Origin of the sequence: Streptomyces sp. NPDC018000 (assembly GCF_044328025.1) — a bacterium.
Lineage (GTDB): Bacteria > Actinomycetota > Actinomycetes > Streptomycetales > Streptomycetaceae > Streptomyces.
On sequence record NZ_JBIRGM010000022.1, the window covers coordinates 42699 to 59145 of the forward strand.

The 16447-nt window shown below is 68.8% G+C and carries 14 protein-coding genes and 1 pseudogene; 8 read left to right on the forward strand and 7 right to left on the reverse strand.

What is annotated here, in order from left to right; translation table 11 throughout:
* Positions 1-6: 6 nt before the first annotated feature.
* The 6 genes from ACH4EW_RS28160 (at position 7) to ACH4EW_RS28185 (ending at position 5728) form a co-directional block, all read left to right on the forward strand.
* Complete coding sequence (locus ACH4EW_RS28160) at positions 7-1356, forward strand: esterase-like activity of phytase family protein (protein ID WP_398261610.1); 1350 nt, start codon at positions 7-9, stop codon at positions 1354-1356.
* Positions 1357-1588: 232 nt separating this feature from the next.
* Positions 1589-1783: a hypothetical protein gene (locus tag ACH4EW_RS28165; RefSeq protein WP_398261612.1), complete on the forward strand. Its 195-nt coding sequence runs from the start codon at positions 1589-1591 to the stop codon at positions 1781-1783.
* Between the two features lie 24 nt (positions 1784-1807).
* Entirely contained in the window at positions 1808-2401 is a 594-nt protein-coding gene (locus ACH4EW_RS28170) for an N-acetylmuramoyl-L-alanine amidase (protein WP_398261614.1), read from the forward strand.
* Between the two features lie 105 nt (positions 2402-2506).
* Positions 2507-3757 (forward strand): GAF domain-containing protein, encoded by a 1251-nt coding sequence (locus tag ACH4EW_RS28175; protein WP_398261616.1) that lies wholly within the window; start codon positions 2507-2509, stop codon positions 3755-3757.
* A gap of 105 nt (positions 3758-3862) precedes the next feature.
* Positions 3863-5386 (forward strand): aldehyde dehydrogenase family protein, encoded by a 1524-nt coding sequence (locus tag ACH4EW_RS28180; protein WP_398261618.1) that lies wholly within the window; start codon positions 3863-3865, stop codon positions 5384-5386.
* A gap of 93 nt (positions 5387-5479) precedes the next feature.
* Entirely contained in the window at positions 5480-5728 is a 249-nt protein-coding gene (locus tag ACH4EW_RS28185; RefSeq protein WP_398261620.1) for a hypothetical protein, read from the forward strand.
* Positions 5729-5853: 125 nt separating this feature from the next.
* On the opposite strand, the pseudogene ACH4EW_RS28190 reads toward ACH4EW_RS28185, so the two are convergent.
* Positions 5854-5982: pseudogene (locus ACH4EW_RS28190) on the reverse strand (flavin reductase family protein); the annotation flags it as partial.
* A gap of 347 nt (positions 5983-6329) precedes the next feature.
* Here ACH4EW_RS28190 and ACH4EW_RS28195 point away from each other — a divergent pair.
* Positions 6330-8669, forward strand: coding sequence for a collagenase (locus ACH4EW_RS28195; RefSeq protein WP_398261622.1), 2340 nt, complete (start codon positions 6330-6332; stop codon positions 8667-8669).
* Between the two features lie 102 nt (positions 8670-8771).
* Here ACH4EW_RS28195 and ACH4EW_RS28200 read toward each other — a convergent pair whose 3' ends face one another.
* The 4 genes from ACH4EW_RS28200 to ACH4EW_RS28215 all read right to left on the reverse strand — a co-directional run bounded on the left by ACH4EW_RS28200 (position 8772) and on the right by ACH4EW_RS28215 (position 13705).
* Positions 8772-9572, reverse strand: coding sequence for a class I SAM-dependent methyltransferase (locus tag ACH4EW_RS28200; RefSeq protein WP_398261624.1), 801 nt, complete (start codon positions 9570-9572; stop codon positions 8772-8774).
* Positions 9573-9651: 79 nt separating this feature from the next.
* A complete protein-coding gene (locus ACH4EW_RS28205; RefSeq protein ID WP_398261626.1) occupies positions 9652-10878 on the reverse strand; it encodes an aminotransferase class V-fold PLP-dependent enzyme in 1227 nt (408 codons plus the stop codon).
* On the reverse strand, positions 10875-12212 hold the full coding sequence (locus ACH4EW_RS28210; protein WP_398261628.1) for a pyridoxal-phosphate dependent enzyme: 1338 nt from the start codon (positions 12210-12212) through the stop codon (positions 10875-10877). The genes ACH4EW_RS28205 and ACH4EW_RS28210 overlap by 4 nt, the downstream gene beginning before the upstream one ends.
* Entirely contained in the window at positions 12209-13705 is a 1497-nt protein-coding gene (locus ACH4EW_RS28215; RefSeq protein WP_398261630.1) for a Y4yA family PLP-dependent enzyme, read from the reverse strand. The genes ACH4EW_RS28210 and ACH4EW_RS28215 overlap by 4 nt, the downstream gene beginning before the upstream one ends.
* Before the next feature lie 357 nt (positions 13706-14062).
* On the opposite strand from ACH4EW_RS28215, the gene ACH4EW_RS28220 reads away from it, so the two are divergent.
* Positions 14063-14365: a hypothetical protein gene (locus tag ACH4EW_RS28220; protein WP_398261682.1), complete on the forward strand. Its 303-nt coding sequence runs from the start codon at positions 14063-14065 to the stop codon at positions 14363-14365.
* 198 nt (positions 14366-14563) lie between these two features.
* On the opposite strand, the gene ACH4EW_RS28225 is transcribed toward ACH4EW_RS28220, so the two are convergent.
* A complete protein-coding gene (locus tag ACH4EW_RS28225; RefSeq protein WP_398261632.1) occupies positions 14564-15454 on the reverse strand; it encodes an NAD(P)H-binding protein in 891 nt (296 codons plus the stop codon).
* Positions 15455-15596: 142 nt separating this feature from the next.
* Positions 15597-16436, reverse strand: coding sequence for an SDR family oxidoreductase (locus ACH4EW_RS28230; protein ID WP_398261634.1), 840 nt, complete (start codon positions 16434-16436; stop codon positions 15597-15599).
* Positions 16437-16447: the final 11 nt, after the last annotated feature.

Genomic DNA, 16447 nt, shown 5'->3' on the forward strand with positions numbered 1-16447 from the left:
GGTCCCATGTCCAAGCGTGTTGTCCGTCGCTCTCTTGCCGTCGGCCTGCCGCTCGCCCTGCTCGGAACGGTGTGTGCCGCCGGAACGGCAACGGGCGCGCAGGACCGGCACGAGCGTCCGGAACGCACCGTGCGGGTCACCGGGAGCGCCGTGCTCGGCGACGTTCCGCTGGCGGGGTTCAGCAACGGGCTGCTCCCGGGGACGGTTGCCGACGACCGCGGTGTGATGCTCGGCGGCATCGGCAGCGACATCTTTCCGGCGGGCCGCAAGGGCGAGTTCTGGACGGTGACGGACCGCGGCCCCAACGGCCAGATCAAGATCGACGGGAAGAAGCGGCGCACCTTCCCGGTCCCCGGTTTCGACCCGGCGATCGTCAAGGTACGGGTCAGCGGCAAGCACATCCAGGTACTGAGGGCCATTCCCCTGACCACCCGCTCCGGCGCCGCCGTCACCGGCCTGTCGAACCAGCCGGGCCGCGACGAGGCCCCGTACACGTACGACGCGAAGTCGCCGCTCGCGTACGACCCGAACGGCCTGGACACCGAAGGCATCGTCCGCGCCGCCGACGGCACCTTCTGGCTCGTGGACGAGTACGGCCCCTCGCTGGTGCACGTCTCCGCCCGCGGCCGGGTGCTGACCCGATACGTCCCGCAGGGGCTCGGGCTGACGGGCGCCGACTATCCGGTGGTGGAGGCGCTGCCGGGCGTACTCCTGCACCGAAAGAGCAACCGCGGTTTCGAGGGGCTGGCCCTGCTGCCGGGCGGCGATCTGGTGCTTGCGGTGCAGAGCCCGCTCTCTGTACCCGACCAGGACGCGGGCGAGTCGTCGCGCAATGTGCGGCTGCTTCGTTTCTCGACGAAGAAACGCGCGGTCACTGCGGAGTATGCCTACCGGTCCGACGCGGTGGATGTCGTGGACCCGAGCGAGGACGACACCTCCGAGCTGAAGATCTCCTCGGTCGTCGCGGTCGGCCGGGACAGCATCCTGGTCGAGGAGCGTACGGACAAGGCGGCCCGACTCCACCGGGTGACGCTTCCGCGCGGCTCCGGCATCCTGGGCTCCACATGGGACGACCCGGCGACGTCACCCTCGTACGAGGAGCTCACCGACCCGTCGGCCTCGGGCGTGCCGGTGCTCCGCAAGAGTCTGGTCGTCGACCTCGGCAAGGTCGCCGGCGTGCCCGGGAAGATCGAGGGCGTGGCGGTGACGGGCCGGGACACACTCGCCCTGATCAACGACAACGACTTCGGGATGACCGATGGCGCCGAGGCGTTCGACGCGGACGGCCGACTCGTCGACAGCGGCATCGAGACGTCGGTGACGCTGCTGAAGCTGCCGCGCCCGCTCAACGGCTGACCCCGTACTCCCACACGGGAGCGCCCCCGGTCTCAGCGGTGTGCTCCCATTCGACGCCGCCGTACATGAGGTCCGCACCCGGTTTCTCTCGCATCCCGGTCCCTGTGCCGGGGTCATCCGCATCCGTGATCCGGCGACTTCCACCGCCACGGACCCGAATTCGGGCTCCTGCCGTATTCCGCCACTCGCACGACGCCCGTACGCTGGGGTGCGCGACACGCTCGGCCGCGCAGTGGCTCGGCACGCGTCCACGGCCGGTGGTGCCCATCAACTGGTCGGCCAGGCCGACGAGGCGCCATGGGCCCATGTGTGCGACACCCACTACACCTGTGGCGAAGATCCGCAGGAGCGACTGCCCGCAGGTGATCCCCATCGCGGACTCCACCACCATCTGCCGAAGACCGCAACACTGCTGTCCAGCCCCTGACTCCCTCCCCCCACAGGAGTGTTCATGCGCCGCAGAAGGATTCTTCAGGGCGCCGCCGCGACGGCGGTCACCACGCTGCTCCCCGCCTCGGCCCGCGCCGCAGCTGCCACGACGGCAGGCGACACGGACTATCCGCTCGCCCACTGGGCACCCGCTTCCACGTCCAACTACACGGCGTCGACCCGGCCTTCGGCCTATCCCGTCCAGTACGTGATCATCCATGTCGCTCAGGAGACGTTTTCGGACACAATCGGGATCTTCCAGAACCCCGCGAAACAGGTCTCCGCGCACTACCTGGTGCGGTCGACGGACGGCTATGTCGCCCAGTGCGTCCGGGAACGGAACATCGCCTGGCATGCGGGCAACTGGGACTACAACACGCGCAGCATCGGCATCGAGCACGAGGGCTGGGTGGACCAGCCCTCGTACTTCACCAACGCCATGTACGAGAAGTCGGCGCTGCTGACCGCCTCGGTCTGCGACCGTTACAGCATCCCCAAGGACCGTGCGCACATCCTCGGCCATGCCCAGGTCCCGGGCAGCGACCACACCGATCCCGGCCCGAACTGGGACTGGGTGCGCTACATCCGTCTTGTCAATCTCTACGGACCCGGCTGACGCACCTTCGCCGCCGCGTCCCGAATGCTCTCCACACCGTGTTGTCGCAGGCGTCGACTGCGGCCACGATGGGGTGTGCACGAAGCCTCTGGACGGGAGGGCGAGTTGACGGACCCCTGGGTGGCCCTGGCAGCCGATACGGACCCCGGTGAAAGACTCGACCAACTGCTGCACGCACACGAGGTGTTCACCACGGCCGGACGGCTGGAGAGGCCGGTGCGTCCGGTGGTCGGCGAGTCATGGCGGCGATCGGCCCGGGCCCGGGTCAGCCCGGACGGCGCGGCCAGGGTCGAGCTGTGTACGGACGACCTCGGGCCCTACCGGGACGGGCACCCCCTGGCCCCTGCCATGCCGCTGATCCGTGAGCTGATGAGCGCGTACGCGACGGACGGCGAACATCTTCTCGCGGTGTGCGACGCGCACGGCAGACTGCTGTGGGTCGAAGGACACGCGACGACCCGACGGGCCGCGGGCCGGATGAACTTCGTGGAGGGCGCCTGCTGGGCCGAGTCCGTGGCCGGGACGAACGCGCCGGGTACGGCCATCGCCGTGGACCGGCCGGTGCAGGTCTTCGCCGCCGAGCACTTCCTGCGGCCGGTCCAGCAGTGGACCTGCGCGGCTGCGCCGCTCCACGACCCGCACACGGGACGGGTTCTGGGCGCCGTGGACATCACCGGAGGGGACCGGCTGGCGCATCCGCACAGCCTGGCGTTCGTGCAGGCGGTGGCACGCGCCGCCGAGTCGCAGCTCGCACTCCTCGCGCCCTCGCCCGCCGGAGAGACCGTACAGCTCAGTGCGCTCGGCCGGGACGAGGCCCTGCTCGTCGCGCGAGGCCGCAAGATCCCGCTCAGCCGGCGGCACAGCGAGATCCTGGTGACGCTGGCCCGCCGCCCCGAGGGCGTCGGCGGCGACGAACTCCTTGTCGAACTGTACGAGGACGAGTCGGTGACCCCGGTAACTCTGCGGGCCGAGCTCTCCCGACTGCGGCGACTGCTCGGCCCCGAACTCCTCCTTTCCCGTCCCTACCGTCTCTCCGCGCCGGTCGACGCCGATTTCGACACGGTGGCACGCAGACTGGCATCCGGCGCAGTGGCTGCGGCACTCAGGGCCTACGCGGGTCCGCTGCTGCCGGGCTCGCAGGCACCCTCTGTCATCCGTCTGCGGCGCAGGCTCGACGAGCAGTTGCGGACAGCGCTCATCGCACGCGGTGACCCGGGGCTGCTGGCCGACTGGGCCCACAGCCCGTGGGGCGAGGACGATCTTCCGGTCTGGCAGGCGCTCGCCGCGGCCGTACCCGCCGGACAGCGACCCGCGCTCCTCGCCAGGGCACGGGCGCTGGACGCCGAGCAGCGCTAGCCACTCCCCCGAAGCCCACGCAACGGGGTTGCAACGTGGCGCTGCGTATTCTCGAACCGAGGGCCGTCCAACGGCGGGCGGCACCGGATCCGGGAGGCCACAGAGATGACCCGTTACGCTGCGCCGGGCACCGAGGGCGCCATCGTCTCGTACGAGTCCCGCTACGACCACTGGATCGGCGGCGCGTACGTCCCGCCCGCCCGTGGCCAGTACTTCGAGAACCCCAGCCCCGTCAACGGCCGCCCCTTCACCGAGATCGCCCGCGGCAGTGCCGAGGACGTCGAACGTGCCCTGGATGCGGCACACGCAGCGGCCCCCGCATGGGGAGCCACCGCGGCAGGCGACCGCGCTTCTGTCCTCAACAGGATCGCCGACCGGATGGAGGCGCACCTGGAGGAACTGGCGGTCGCCGAGAGCTGGGACAACGGCAAGCCGGTACGCGAGACCCTGGCCGCCGACATCCCCCTGGCGATCGACCATTTCCGCTACTTCGCCGGTGCGCTGCGCGCCCAGGAGGGATCGCTCAGCGAGATCGACGACGACACGATCGCGTACCACTTTCACGAGCCGCTGGGCGTCGTCGCGCAGATCATTCCGTGGAACTTCCCCATCCTGATGGCGACCTGGAAGCTGGCCCCGGCGCTCGCGGCGGGCAACGCGGTGGTGCTCAAGCCGGCCGAACAGACCCCGGCCTCCGTCCACGTATGGCTGAAGCTGGTGGCCGACCTCCTTCCGCCCGGCGTCGTCAACATCGTCAACGGCTTCGGCGCCGAGGCCGGCAAACCCCTCGCCTCCAGCCCGCGCGTCGCGAAGATCGCCTTCACCGGCGAGACCACCACAGGGCGGCTGATCATGCAGTACGCCTCCGAGAACATCAAGCCGGTGACGCTCGAACTGGGCGGCAAGTCGCCGAACATCTTCTTCGACGACGTGTGGAACGCGGACGATGACTTCCGCGACAAGGCCCTCGAAGGCTTCACCATGTTCGCCCTCAACCAGGGCGAGGTCTGCACCTGTCCGTCGCGCGCACTGATCCAGCGCGGGCACTACGGCGAATTCCTGGAGGCGGGCATCGCCCGCACCGAACAGATCGTGCCGGGACACCCGCTGGACACGGACACGATGATCGGCGCCCAGGCCTCCGACGACCAGCTGCAGAAGATCCTTTCGTACTTGGACATCGGCCAGCAGGAGGGTGCGAAGGTCCTCACGGGCGGTCAAAGGATCGAGTACGACGGGGAACTGGGAGGCGGCTACTACGTCCAGCCGACCATCCTCGAGGGCGACAACCGGATGCGGGTCTTCCAGGAGGAGATCTTCGGCCCGGTAGTGGCGGTGACGCCCTTCTCGGACTTCGACGACGCGATCGGAACGGCGAACGACACGCTGTACGGCCTCGGCGCGGGCGTATGGACCCGCGACATCAACACCGCGTACCGGGCGGGCCGCGCCATCCAGGCGGGCAGAGTCTGGACGAACTGCTACCACGCGTACCCGGCCCATGCCGCCTTCGGCGGATACAAGCAGTCAGGAATCGGCCGCGAGAACCACAGGATGATGCTGGAGCACTATCAGCAGACGAAGAACCTGCTGGTGTCGTATTCGCCGAAGAAGCTGGGCTTCTTCTAGACGCACGAAAGAAGGCGCCTGACCTGGGTTTTCACCCGTCAGGCGCCTTTCGTTCAACCCGCTCGGAGATCGCCGCGCACCATCACGGTCGCGATGGATTCCGGCCGCATCGCCCTGTCGACCAATGGCATTTTTCTGTACCTTTTCGGGTTGCCGGGACAGGGGCGGTTCCTCCCGGTGATGGAAGAGATGACGGAGGAGGCGCTGGGCGCACTGCTCATCGCCGACACCCGCAGCCCGGACAGGACGTTCCCAGTGGCGGACTACCTGGAAGAACGCGGCATCCCCTGCGCGGTGGCACTGCCCGTGGCTTTCGCACCCACCACCCTCCTGCCCGACTGAGCACACACGGAGGAGGCCCTCATGGACAGCAGCGTTTTCGCACTGAATCCCCAGGCGCCCGACCGTACCGGCGAGGACCGCACGCTCAGGGACCTGACCTCCGGCTTCGGCCAGGCCGCCTGAACTCAGTTGGGCGCGTTGCCGTCGAGCGCAGGCTCTGCGACAGGCCTTTGCGAGCTGCGGGGTGTCTGGGTGCGGTAGGAATGGCCGAGTTCCGGGCCAAGTCCGAAGTAGTGGCGGACATTGTAGACAAGCTAACCGAGGAACGGCAGAGCCGTCACTGCTACGTGCGTCCGGCCGGTCCGCGCGTCGCCGAGCTGATCGAGCACCTCGCCGCGATGGCGCTCGAACGCACCGTGGCTCCCCGCTCCCTGCCGACAGCCACCCACTGCGACCACGACTTGACCTGTTCGACCGCCAGCTCAGTAGCGCACCAACTACGAACCCTCACACCGCCGCTCTCGCAACGTTTCGGTTGCGACGGGCGGCAATCCGATCCGGAATCTTCCCGCGTGATGGAGCGTGTGCCATTTTACATGTCACACATCAGTAGGTCGCATGCCCCAACGTGCGGCCACGACGGCCCCGGAGGCCCCCGCAGATGCGTCCATTCCGGATATCAACGGCCAACGCGCGCAGACTCCCTGCGCTCGGCGCGGCCTTCTTCATCGCGCTCGGCCTGTTCACGCCGCAAAGCCAGGCCACCCCCGCCGGCGCCGCGGCCCCGGTCGGCACCAACGCCGCCGGACCCGCGGCCCCGGCACCGCGGTCGATCCCGGTCCCCAAGTCGCCCGACGCCACGACCGACGGCTCCGGCTTCAAGATCTCCTCACAGGACTCCCTCGAAGAGTCCGCCCCGGCCGCCGCCCCGACCGCCGAACCCGGCAAGGCCGGCAAGGCCGGCAAGCAGTTCTCGGCCGCCGCCGACGGGAACGAATGCGGCGACCTGTCCGGAGTGATCAACGCCACGGGCAGCGCGCTGATCCAGCAGCTCAAGGCCCTCCCCAGGGTCACCTGCACCTACCCGCTGTTCAACCTCACCGGGGCCGACGCCGGGAAGACGTTCCGCGAGCCCCAGATGGTGACCGTCGCCAACGCGCTGCGCGACGCCTCCGCCACCTACCCGGGCGACAACAGCACCTCCGTGGGCCAGTTGGTGATGTTCCTGCGCGCCGGCTACTACGTGCAGGACAACCACGGGGATGTCGTCGGCGACTACGGCACGGCGCTGCAGACCTCGGCCCGCGGCGCGCTGGACGCCTTCTTCGCCGCCCCGCACAGCAAGGACATCACCGACGCCAACGGCGACACCCTCAACGAGGTCGTCACGCTCATCGACAGCACCCACGAGGCCGGCCGGTACGCCGGCGTCGTCAAGTGGCTGCTCGCCGGCTACGACGCCACCTGGCCGAGCCGGATGGCCCTCTCCCTCGAGAACGCCGAGCGCGTCGTCGAGAACGGCTTCAATGCCAAGAACGACGGCCGGGGCTGGCGGGCAGCGCTCAAGGCCGATCCCGCCATCCTCAACACCTGGGCCGACTTCATCATCCGCAACGACGCGCAGCTGAACCGCTGGGACACCGTCAGCAACATCGGCCGCTTCCTCGGTTACGCCCTCGATGTCCCCGAGCTCAAGGACCGGGTCCGGCCGCTGCTGAAGGACCTGATCAACCGCTACCCGAACGTCGGCCCCACCGCCCCGATCACCATGAACCTGGGCTGGGCCACGCGCCAGTACGACAAGGGCAACTGCCAGGCCTATGCCATCTGCGACCTGGGCAGCCGCGTACTCCCGGTGGTCCTGCCGATCCAGCACACCTGCACCCCGGACCTGAAGATCCGCGCCCAGGACATGTCCCCCGGACAGCTGGCCACCACCTGCACCAGCCTGATCAACCAGGACAACTACTTCCACCGGGTGATCGGCGACAAGGGCCCGATCGCCGGTGACGTGAACACCAACCTGGAGGTCGTCGTCTTCGACGACTACACCCAGTACTCGCTGTACGCCTGGGCCATCTACGACATCGACGTCGACAACGGCGGCATGTACGAGGAGGGCGACCCGTCCAAGCCGGGCAACCAGGCCCGCTTCATCGCCCACGAGGCGTCCTGGCTGCGCCCCAGGTTCGAGATCTGGAACCTCAACCACGAGTACACCCACTACCTCGACGGCCGCTACAACATGTACGGCGACTTCGAGGCCAGCCAGACCACGCCGACCATCTGGTGGGTCGAGGGCATCGCCGAGAACGTCTCGTACGGCTACCGCCAGGAGCGCAACGCCGGCGCTATCGCCGAGGCCGGCAAGAAGACCTACAAGCTCAGCGAGTTGTTCGACACCGTCTACGGGCAGGACGAGGACCCCGACGTCAACTCGGCCAGGGTCTACCGGTGGGGCTTCCTGGCGGTCCGCTACATGCTGCAGGCGCACCCCGCGGACGTCGAGACCGTGCTCGGCAAGTACCGCACCGGTGACTGGAACGGTGCCCGCACCTTCCTGAAGCAGACCATCGGCACCAGCTACGACGCCGACTTCGCCACCTGGCTGACGACCACCTGCGCGACCGACGACTGCGGCCCCCTGCCGGAGGCCCCGTCCACTCCGCTCTGCACCATCGCCGACCCGCGCCAGTTCGACAAGAACTGCCGCCGGGACAACCTCGCGGCCACCACCGGCAACTACAGCTACCACTTCCTGTACCTGCCGGCCGGCGTCCAGCAACTGACCATCACCAGCACCGGCGGCACCGGCAACGCCGACCTGTACTACAGCGGCACCAGCTGGGCCACCACCACCTCGTACCAGGCGAAGTCCACCAACGCCGGCAACAAGGAGACGCTGACCATCAACAACCCGCCCTCCGGCTGGGTCTACTTCAGCCTCGCCGCCGGACAGCAGGACTTCGGCGGCGTGAGCGTCACCACGCAGTACCAGTAGGCCGCTCCACCGGAGAACCCTCTGCCCACCACCGCGCCCCGCCCCCGAGCCCACCAGGCCCGGCGGCGGGGCGCGGCGCGGCCGCCCGACCGCCGCGCGGACTCATGGCCGGCCGACGGCAGCGGCTCCGGGCCCGTCGCCCATGACCGCCACCAGCACGGCGCTGTCACCGAACTGCCAGACCGGCGTGACATGACTGAAGCCCGCCCGGTGCAGCAACTCGGCGTGGCGGCCCGCGCTCAGGTGGCCGCCGCCCCCGCCCCCACCTCGGGCCGACCGACGCCGCTCGCGCTCGTCGAACAGGTGGGCCAGTTCCGGGTCGCGGGCCGCCGCGCGCCACCAGGACCGCCAGTCCTCGTGGTTGTGGCCGCCCGTCCGCTCTGCCCGCCGACGGCCCACGTACGCGGTGATGTCCGAGCACGGTGCTCCGTCCGGTGGGAAGTGGTCGCCGTTGACGAGAACGCCGCCGGGGCGCAGCAGGGCGGCGAGACGGCGGTACGTACACAGCAGCACGGGCTCGGGCAGGTAGTGCAGGGCGGTCGTCGAGACGGCGGCGTCCAGAGGACGTTCCAGCCCGAGGGCTTCGGCCCAGCCCTCTTCGCCGATGACGGTGTCGACATAGCGGGCGGCGTCGGCGTAATGGGTCCGCCCCAGCTCCAGCAGCAGGGGGTCCATGTCAGCGGCGACAATCTCCGTGTCCGGAAGACGGTCGGCGAGTCTGGCGGCCAGGGAACCAGGGCCACAGCCCAGGTCGAGCAGGAGCGGCCGGGAAAGGCCGGCCGTGACGTGCTCGACGACATCGGCGATCACGGTGAACCGCTCCTCGCGGTCCAGCGCGTACCGCTTCTGCTGCCGTTCCCAGCGCTCCACCCACGCCCTGGCCGTCGCCATGCTCACGCCCATCGCTGGCGCCACCTCTTCCGTCTCTCACCTGTCCGTGGACACCACGAACCTACAAGTGGAAACGGTTATCACCTGCCATTCACGTCAGTGATGCGAGGACGGTCAGCAGGCGGTCGATCTCCTCCGCCGTGTTGTACACATGCAGGCTCACCCGCACCGATCCGTCCTGCTTGCCCGCACCGGCCTGGCAGAGGCTGTCGGCCCGCACCATGAAGCCGTGGCTGTAAAGGATGAATCCCAGGTCGTCGGACGGGATGTCACGGTGCCGGAAGGTGACGATGCCGTGCCGGCGCTGGGAGACCGGGAGCCCGGAGTCGGCGGCCAGGCTTGAGGGGCAGCCGACTATCTCGTACGGACCGAGGTGCCGCAGCCGGTCGGTCAGCCGGGTCGTCAGACCGGCCGTCCAGCGGGCGATTCGGTCGGTGCCGACCGCGTGCAGCCAGTCGAGCGCCGCCCGCAGCGACACGATGCCCACGGTGTTGGGCGTACCTTGCCAGCCGGCCGGCCGGTACAGCGGTCCCCGCACGTTGCGGGCCCACACCACCCCCGTACCGGGGAGGGCCATCGCCTTGTGCCCCGAAAAGACCACGAAGTCGACGTCGAGGGCGGGATCGTCGAGGTGAACGGGCAGATGGCCGATGCTCTGTGCGGCGTCCAGGCAGATGGGAATCTGCGGACCGACCGCCGCGCGGATGCGGTGCACGTTCATGTCACCGCCGTAAACGTGGTGGACGTGGGTGGCGGCCACGAAGCGCGTTCGTGGGCCCACGACGTCCCCGAGGGCACGGTGGCCGTAGTCGCCGGAGATCTCCTGGTAGGGCAGTGCCCGTACGCGCACGTCGATACCGCGCTCGACCAGCAGCCGCCGGGCTTCGAGCCAGGGTTCCAGGTTTGCGCGGTGGTCGGCGAACGGCACGAGGATCTCGTCTCCGTCGCTGAGGTACGGGACGAGCCAGTCACGGGCGATGGTGCGCAGTCCCTCGGTGGTTCCGCCGGTGAAGTGGACGGCAGAGCGGTCGGGATCGGGATCGTGGAGGAACTCCTTGACCCGTTCCCGGGTCGATTCCACCAGCTGCGTGGTCCGGTTGGCCCAGGGATAGGTTCCGCGGCCGGCGTTGGCGTTCGACGTCGTCAGGTAGGCCTGGACGGCCTCCAGTACGGCTCGCGGCTTCTGGGACGTGGCCGCGCTGTCGAGATATGCCAGCTCCGGATGAGCGCCGATGATCGGGAACTGTTCCCTCAACTCCCGTTGCCAGAGCGTGTCCGTATCCCGCTCCGTACCAGGGAGCGGCTGCCCGGCGCTCATTCGCGCACCAGCGGAGCGCCCGCGTCCCGCCAGGCGACTATTCCGCCGGTCAGGCTCCTTACGTCCGGGTGCCCCATCCGGGTCAGCACAGCGGCGTAGCGCAGCGACTTCTCGCCGACGGGACAGGCCAGCAGCACGGGCGTCCGCTTGCTGAAGGGGAGCCCGCCCCGGAGCAGGTCCTCGAACAGTTCGTCGACGATATTGACCGAACCCTCGATGTGCAGGGCGGCGTAGGCGTGCGGGCTCCGCAGGTCGACGACGAGCGGCCGGGGCTCGCCCGCCGCCGCCCAGCGCCGGGCATCGCCGACATCGATGACGCGGGCCAACGCGCGGGCCTCAGTGTCCGTGACAGTCGAGGCGGAGTGCCCCCGGTCCGCCCGGCCCAGGATTTCCGGGCGGCGCCGGCGCACGTAACTCAGGTAGCTCTCGGCCCGGTCGCACACGATGAAGACCGCCGTCCGGCGCCTCCCCGTGTCCTTCAACTCGGTGTCGACGTGCCGCAGATGCCGTACCGCCCCTTGGTACGCGGCGCCTCCGGTCGGTCCCGACAGCAGTCCGCAGCGGCGGATGAGCGTGATCATCCCGTCGATGGCTTCGCTGGAGGTCACCGACTCAATGGTGTCGTAAGTCGCCGGGTCGAACAGGCCGACCTGGTGGACCTCGTCGATCGTGCGGATGCCGGGTATGAAGTCCGACTTGTGGGCGACCAGGCCGAGGACCCACACCTGCGGGTCGTGCTCGCGCAGGACCCTGGCGACACCGGTCGACGAACCGGCCGTGCCCACACAGGCGATGAACCAGTCCGGCACCCGCCCGTCGAGGTCCTTCACTATTTCGGGTCCGGTGCCCGCCGCGTGCGCCTCGACGTTGCGCGGATTGAAGTACTGATCGGTGTGCAGGTAGGTGCTGCCGGGGTCGGAGAGCGCCTGGTGGAAGTGGGTCAGCGGATCGTCCGTGTCGGTCGGGTCGAGGCACTCGCTGCGCCCCGGAAGCTCTTCGATCTCGGCGCCGAGGAGCAGGAGCAATTCCTTGATCTCGGGCACACGCATCCGGTTGGTGACGCTCTTGAACTTCAGCCCGTGCATGCCGGCGAGCAGGGCGAGGGCCTTGGCCGTGTTGCCGCTGGAGAGTTCCACGACCGTCCCGTCGCCGTCGGCCGCGGCCTCCAAATGGGGGCGGGCCATGTGCCAGGCGGGCCGGTCCTTGACGGACCCGAACGGGTTGAGCATCTCCAGCTTCGCGTAGAGGTCTATGTTGCGCAGCCCGTGCACGGCGGGGTCGATGCGCACCAGCGGTGTGTTGCCGATGGCTTCCGTGATGCTGTCGTACCTCATGCGGGCATTCCCTTCGGGGAGGTGATCGGCCAGTAGTCCTCGTCCAGGCACCAGTGCCAGGAGTCGCCTCGCCACTCCACCGCGACCGTTCTGGCGAGCGGCTGTCGCTGCGCGCGGTGCGCGTGGAAATCCATCGCGTAGCCGGCGGTGTTGGCGAAGGCCAGCAGATCGCCCGTGCGCGGCAGCTCGGGAAGGTGCACCAGGCGGCGGGTGATCAGATCGGCCTCCAGACACAGATTGCCGGCGAGAAAGACGCCGACCGGTCCTTCCCCACCCTTTCCCGGCTCCCCGCGCGGCAGCAGCACGGGGTCCACGAGTACGCCGTGCTCCTCGAGGCTCATGTCCCCCGCGTTCATGCCGAGGCGTACCAGGTACTGCCCGGAGTCCGAATCCGCGGGCCGCACGTCCAGCACCCGCGCCAGCGACAGTCCGCACTGGTCGACCAGGGAACGACCGGGTTCGACGTACAGGTCGTGGAGGTGTTCCAGGAGGAGGGTTGCCGGCGGCCGGCCCAGGACCGGTGCGGACAGCGAGAGGAGTTCATCGAGGTAGCCGGGGCCGGCGGTGGGACGGTGGCCGGGATACAGCGCCGCGGTTCCGCGCACCGTGCCGCCCTCGTTGCGCAGCCCGTAACCATGACCGCGCCAGGTCAGCGGCGGGCGGCGACCGAGGACCGCCTCGCTCAGCGCGGTGGTCCACCGTTCCCACTCCCCGGCCTCGGCGACGTATCCGATTCCGAACCCACCGCCGATGTCGACGGCACGTGGTGCAAGGCCACGCGCCCGGCACTCGTCCATGAACAGCACGCACTGCTCCAGGGCCCGGACCTTCTCCTCCACACCGGTGGTGTCCAGGTGGTAGGCGACACCGGTCATCTCGACGGCGTCCGCGTTCCGTTCGAGAGCCGACAGCAGCACCTCCGCGTCCCGCGCCGGGGTACCGAAGCGACTGCGGCGCGAGAGCAACCGTGTGCCCGCTCCCCCGTGACCGGCGGCCGACTCGAATCCGGACAGGCGCACCAGTACGGCGACCCGGCCGAGACCGTGCGTACGCACCAGGCTGGAAAGCTGTTCCAGCTCGCTGAGCGAGTCGAGGTTCACCGTCGCTCCCACCCGTGCCGCCAGCCACAGGAACTCCGCGTCCTTGGGGCCGGTGGCCATGACCCGGTCACCGGTGAATCCGCAGCTCAGAGCGTGCCGCAGTTCCTCCAGCGAGGCGACGTCGACACCGACGGCGGCCACGTCCTCTGCCGCCAGTCTCCGCACCAGCGCGCTGGACCGGTTCGCCTTGTGCGCGAAGTACACGCGCCCGGCGAGATGGTGGCGTCGGTAGACGGCACGGAAGCGCGCGGCGTTCTCGGCGATGATCTCGGGGAGCAGGACGTTGAGCGGAGACCCCAGCGCGTCGACGAGCGAGTGGAGCAACGGTGCGGCCCCCAGCAGCGAGGCGAGCGGCGGATCCACCCGCGGCCTCAGATACAAGGGCGCATCCACGTGAGACCCCTCCCCCTGTCGGCCGACCGTCGCTGCGACAATCGTTCGGAAATATTGGTTTCCAGCTACACCCGCCGCTAAGCCTCACCGGCCCATGGCCGGAACAGCGCCATCGCGCTCTGCTGCCAGAACAACCGGTGCGCCGAACTCCCGGATGTGTACCCGTGCGGTTCCGTGCGTGAGCCGTACGGCGGGCCCTGCCGTCGCCATGGAGCGGTCCGCCGTCTCCCACCAGCTGCGCTTGCTGTCGCGACATTCCCCTCACACATACACGAATTGTCATATATTGACTTCACGATGGACGGCCTGCGTCAGCACCGCCCGCAGACCGCCGAACGGCACACCCAGGAGCAGCACATGACCACTGCCGCCGAACACCGCACCCACGGCAACCATGACCACACCCACGGCAAGGACTGCGGCCACGTCGCAGTCCCGCACGGCAACCACACCGACTACGTGCACGACGGGCATCTGCACAAGTCGCACGATGGCCACGTCGACGAGTGCGTGACCGCCGGACACACCACCCACGAGGGTCACGGCCACCAGCACGGCGAGGGGTGCGGACACGTTGCAGTGCCCCACGAGGACCACGTCGACTATGTACACGACGGCCACCGCCACGCCGCCCATGAGGGGCATTGGGACGACCACTGACGCAACCGGAAATCATCATCACCTGCCTACCCGGGTTCGCGGTTCACGAGTTCGGGAGCAGAGGCCCGCCTGCGTGAGTCCACCGTCGACGGTGGCCGGTGAGGTAGCTCGCCTTGTCGGAACCCAGGTACTGGATGGCCTCGGCGATCTGCACCCGGCCCCCGCAGCCGCGGCCCGCCGAGCCCGACCTGAGCGGCTTCAGGGGCTGAACAGGCTGGGATTCTTAAGGACATATTCGGCCACCCCTGAAGGAAATCGCCCGGTGACCTGCTCGACCCCTTCTGCCTTGCGGTCGTATCGATTCTCCGCGTGAAGGCGAGCCATGGTGGTGATGTGCTGGAAGACGTGGTCGGGCAGCCCCAGCGGCCTGAGGTCGTCGTCGATCCATTCCTGCAGGGGAATGTCGGTGTACCCAACCGGTCGGCCCAGAACTGTGGAGAACTCCGCCGCCATGGCGGCGACGTCCTCCGAACGCGGGCCGGTCAGCTCATAGATCCTGCCGATGTGCGGGGCCGGGTCGGCCAGGATCTCCTCCGCGACCGCGGCGACGTCACCGGCCGCCACAGGGGAGGTTTTCGCCTGGCCGAAGGGCAGTCTGATGGTTCCGTCCTTCGCGATCGAGGAGAAGCCGGCACGAAACAGAGGGTTTTCCATGAACACGGTGGGCCTGAGCTGGACAACTGGCAGGCCCGACCAGCCGAGGACCTGCTCCACCAGCCACTGCTGCCGCTGCTGCACGGACTCGGAGGTGCTGGTGAGGTCCATCTCGGAGACAGTCAACTGCGACATGTTCACGAATGCTTCCAGGCCTTCGTACGCACGCGCGACGGCCGCCGCCGTCAAGGCAGCCTGCAGATACTGCGCCGACACACCCATGCCGAAGTACATGCGTGCACAGCCGGCCAGGGCATCGGCGATGTCGCCCGCGCGCGTCAGGTCTCCGACGACGACCTCGGCACCGGTCATGCGCAGCGCCTGTGCCCGCTCGTCGTCTCGACGCACCATCGCCCGGACGGGCAGGTCCCGTCGCCGAAGGCCTTCGACCACAGATCGTCCGACAGCGCCGACACTGCCCGCCGCGCCCGTCACCAGAATGGGCAGCACGCCGGCTTCTCGGGTGCGGTTCATAGTCGCAGCCTGCGATGCGCACGGCTACGGCGCAACTGGAGCCCTGCGAACGGCCTGCTGGACGCCGTCCACCCGTCGGGCGTCGGCAACCGCGAGACCGGCCTCACCCGCCCGTGGCGAAGCCGGGAAAAAGCGTCATGCCGCCATCGACGTAGAGCGTCGCGCCCACAACGTAGTCGAAGAGGTCGGACGCCAGCGCCGCCACGGCTGTGGCAATGTCCTCCGGGTCGCCGACGCGGTTGTAGGGGATGAAACGGAGCAGGCCCGCTTCGGACTCAGGAGAATCCCAGGCGCTGCGATTGATCGGGGTGCGGATCGCCCCAGGAGCTACGGCGTTGACCCTGATCTTGTGGGGTGCGAGTTCCTGAGCCAGGGTTTCCATCATCATCATGACACCGCCCTTGGATGCCGCGTAGTTGACGTGCCCGGCCCAGGGAATCATCTGATGGACCGAGCTCATGCAGATGATCTTCCCTGCGGACTTGGACACCTCTGGTACGACGCCACGGCGCAGGAACTCCTTTGCCGCCTCGCGGGCGCACAGGAACTGGCCGGTCAGGTTGACGTCGAGAACCTTCTGCCACTGGGACGTGGTCATGTCGATCGCGGCGGCGTCGCGTTGCAAGCCGGCGTTGGCCACGAGGATGTCGATCGTGCCGAGTTCGTCGACCATCCTGGAGACCATCTCGACCACTTGGTCCTCTTGGGAGACGTCCGCCTCGTGCGCGTAGGACCGCACGCGGAGATCCTCGATCTGCCGCACTACGTCTTGGGCTGCTTCGCCGCCGGAGACGTAGTTGACCACGACATCGGCGCCCATTCTTCCCAGGCCGATGGCGGTGGCCCTGCCAATGCCGGAGTTCGCTCCGGTGACCAGCGCCTTCTGCCCCTTGAGCAGCGGATACGAGCTGCTCCGGCCCCCTTCGCTGACGCTGCTGCCCATCGGCTTCTCCC

Bases quoted from the DNA above. Each gene is read 5' to 3' on its own strand.
- ACH4EW_RS28185 (WP_398261620.1), top strand. From the start codon at position 5,480: ATGGATTCCGGCCGCATCGCCCTGTCGACCAATGGCATTTTTCTGTAC.
- ACH4EW_RS28195 (WP_398261622.1), top strand. From the start codon at position 6,330: ATGCGTCCATTCCGGATATCAACGGCCAACGCGCGCAGACTCCCTGCG.
- ACH4EW_RS28180 (WP_398261618.1), top strand. From the start codon at position 3,863: ATGACCCGTTACGCTGCGCCGGGCACCGAGGGCGCCATCGTCTCGTAC.
- ACH4EW_RS28205 (WP_398261626.1), bottom strand. From the start codon at position 10,878: ATGAGCGCCGGGCAGCCGCTCCCTGGTACGGAGCGGGATACGGACACG.
- ACH4EW_RS28160 (WP_398261610.1), top strand. From the start codon at position 7: ATGTCCAAGCGTGTTGTCCGTCGCTCTCTTGCCGTCGGCCTGCCGCTC.
- ACH4EW_RS28200 (WP_398261624.1), bottom strand. From the start codon at position 9,572: ATGGGCGTGAGCATGGCGACGGCCAGGGCGTGGGTGGAGCGCTGGGAA.
- ACH4EW_RS28230 (WP_398261634.1), bottom strand. From the start codon at position 16,436: ATGGGCAGCAGCGTCAGCGAAGGGGGCCGGAGCAGCTCGTATCCGCTG.
- ACH4EW_RS28220 (WP_398261682.1), top strand. From the start codon at position 14,063: ATGACCACTGCCGCCGAACACCGCACCCACGGCAACCATGACCACACC.
- ACH4EW_RS28170 (WP_398261614.1), top strand. From the start codon at position 1,808: ATGCGCCGCAGAAGGATTCTTCAGGGCGCCGCCGCGACGGCGGTCACC.
- ACH4EW_RS28210 (WP_398261628.1), bottom strand. From the start codon at position 12,212: ATGAGGTACGACAGCATCACGGAAGCCATCGGCAACACACCGCTGGTG.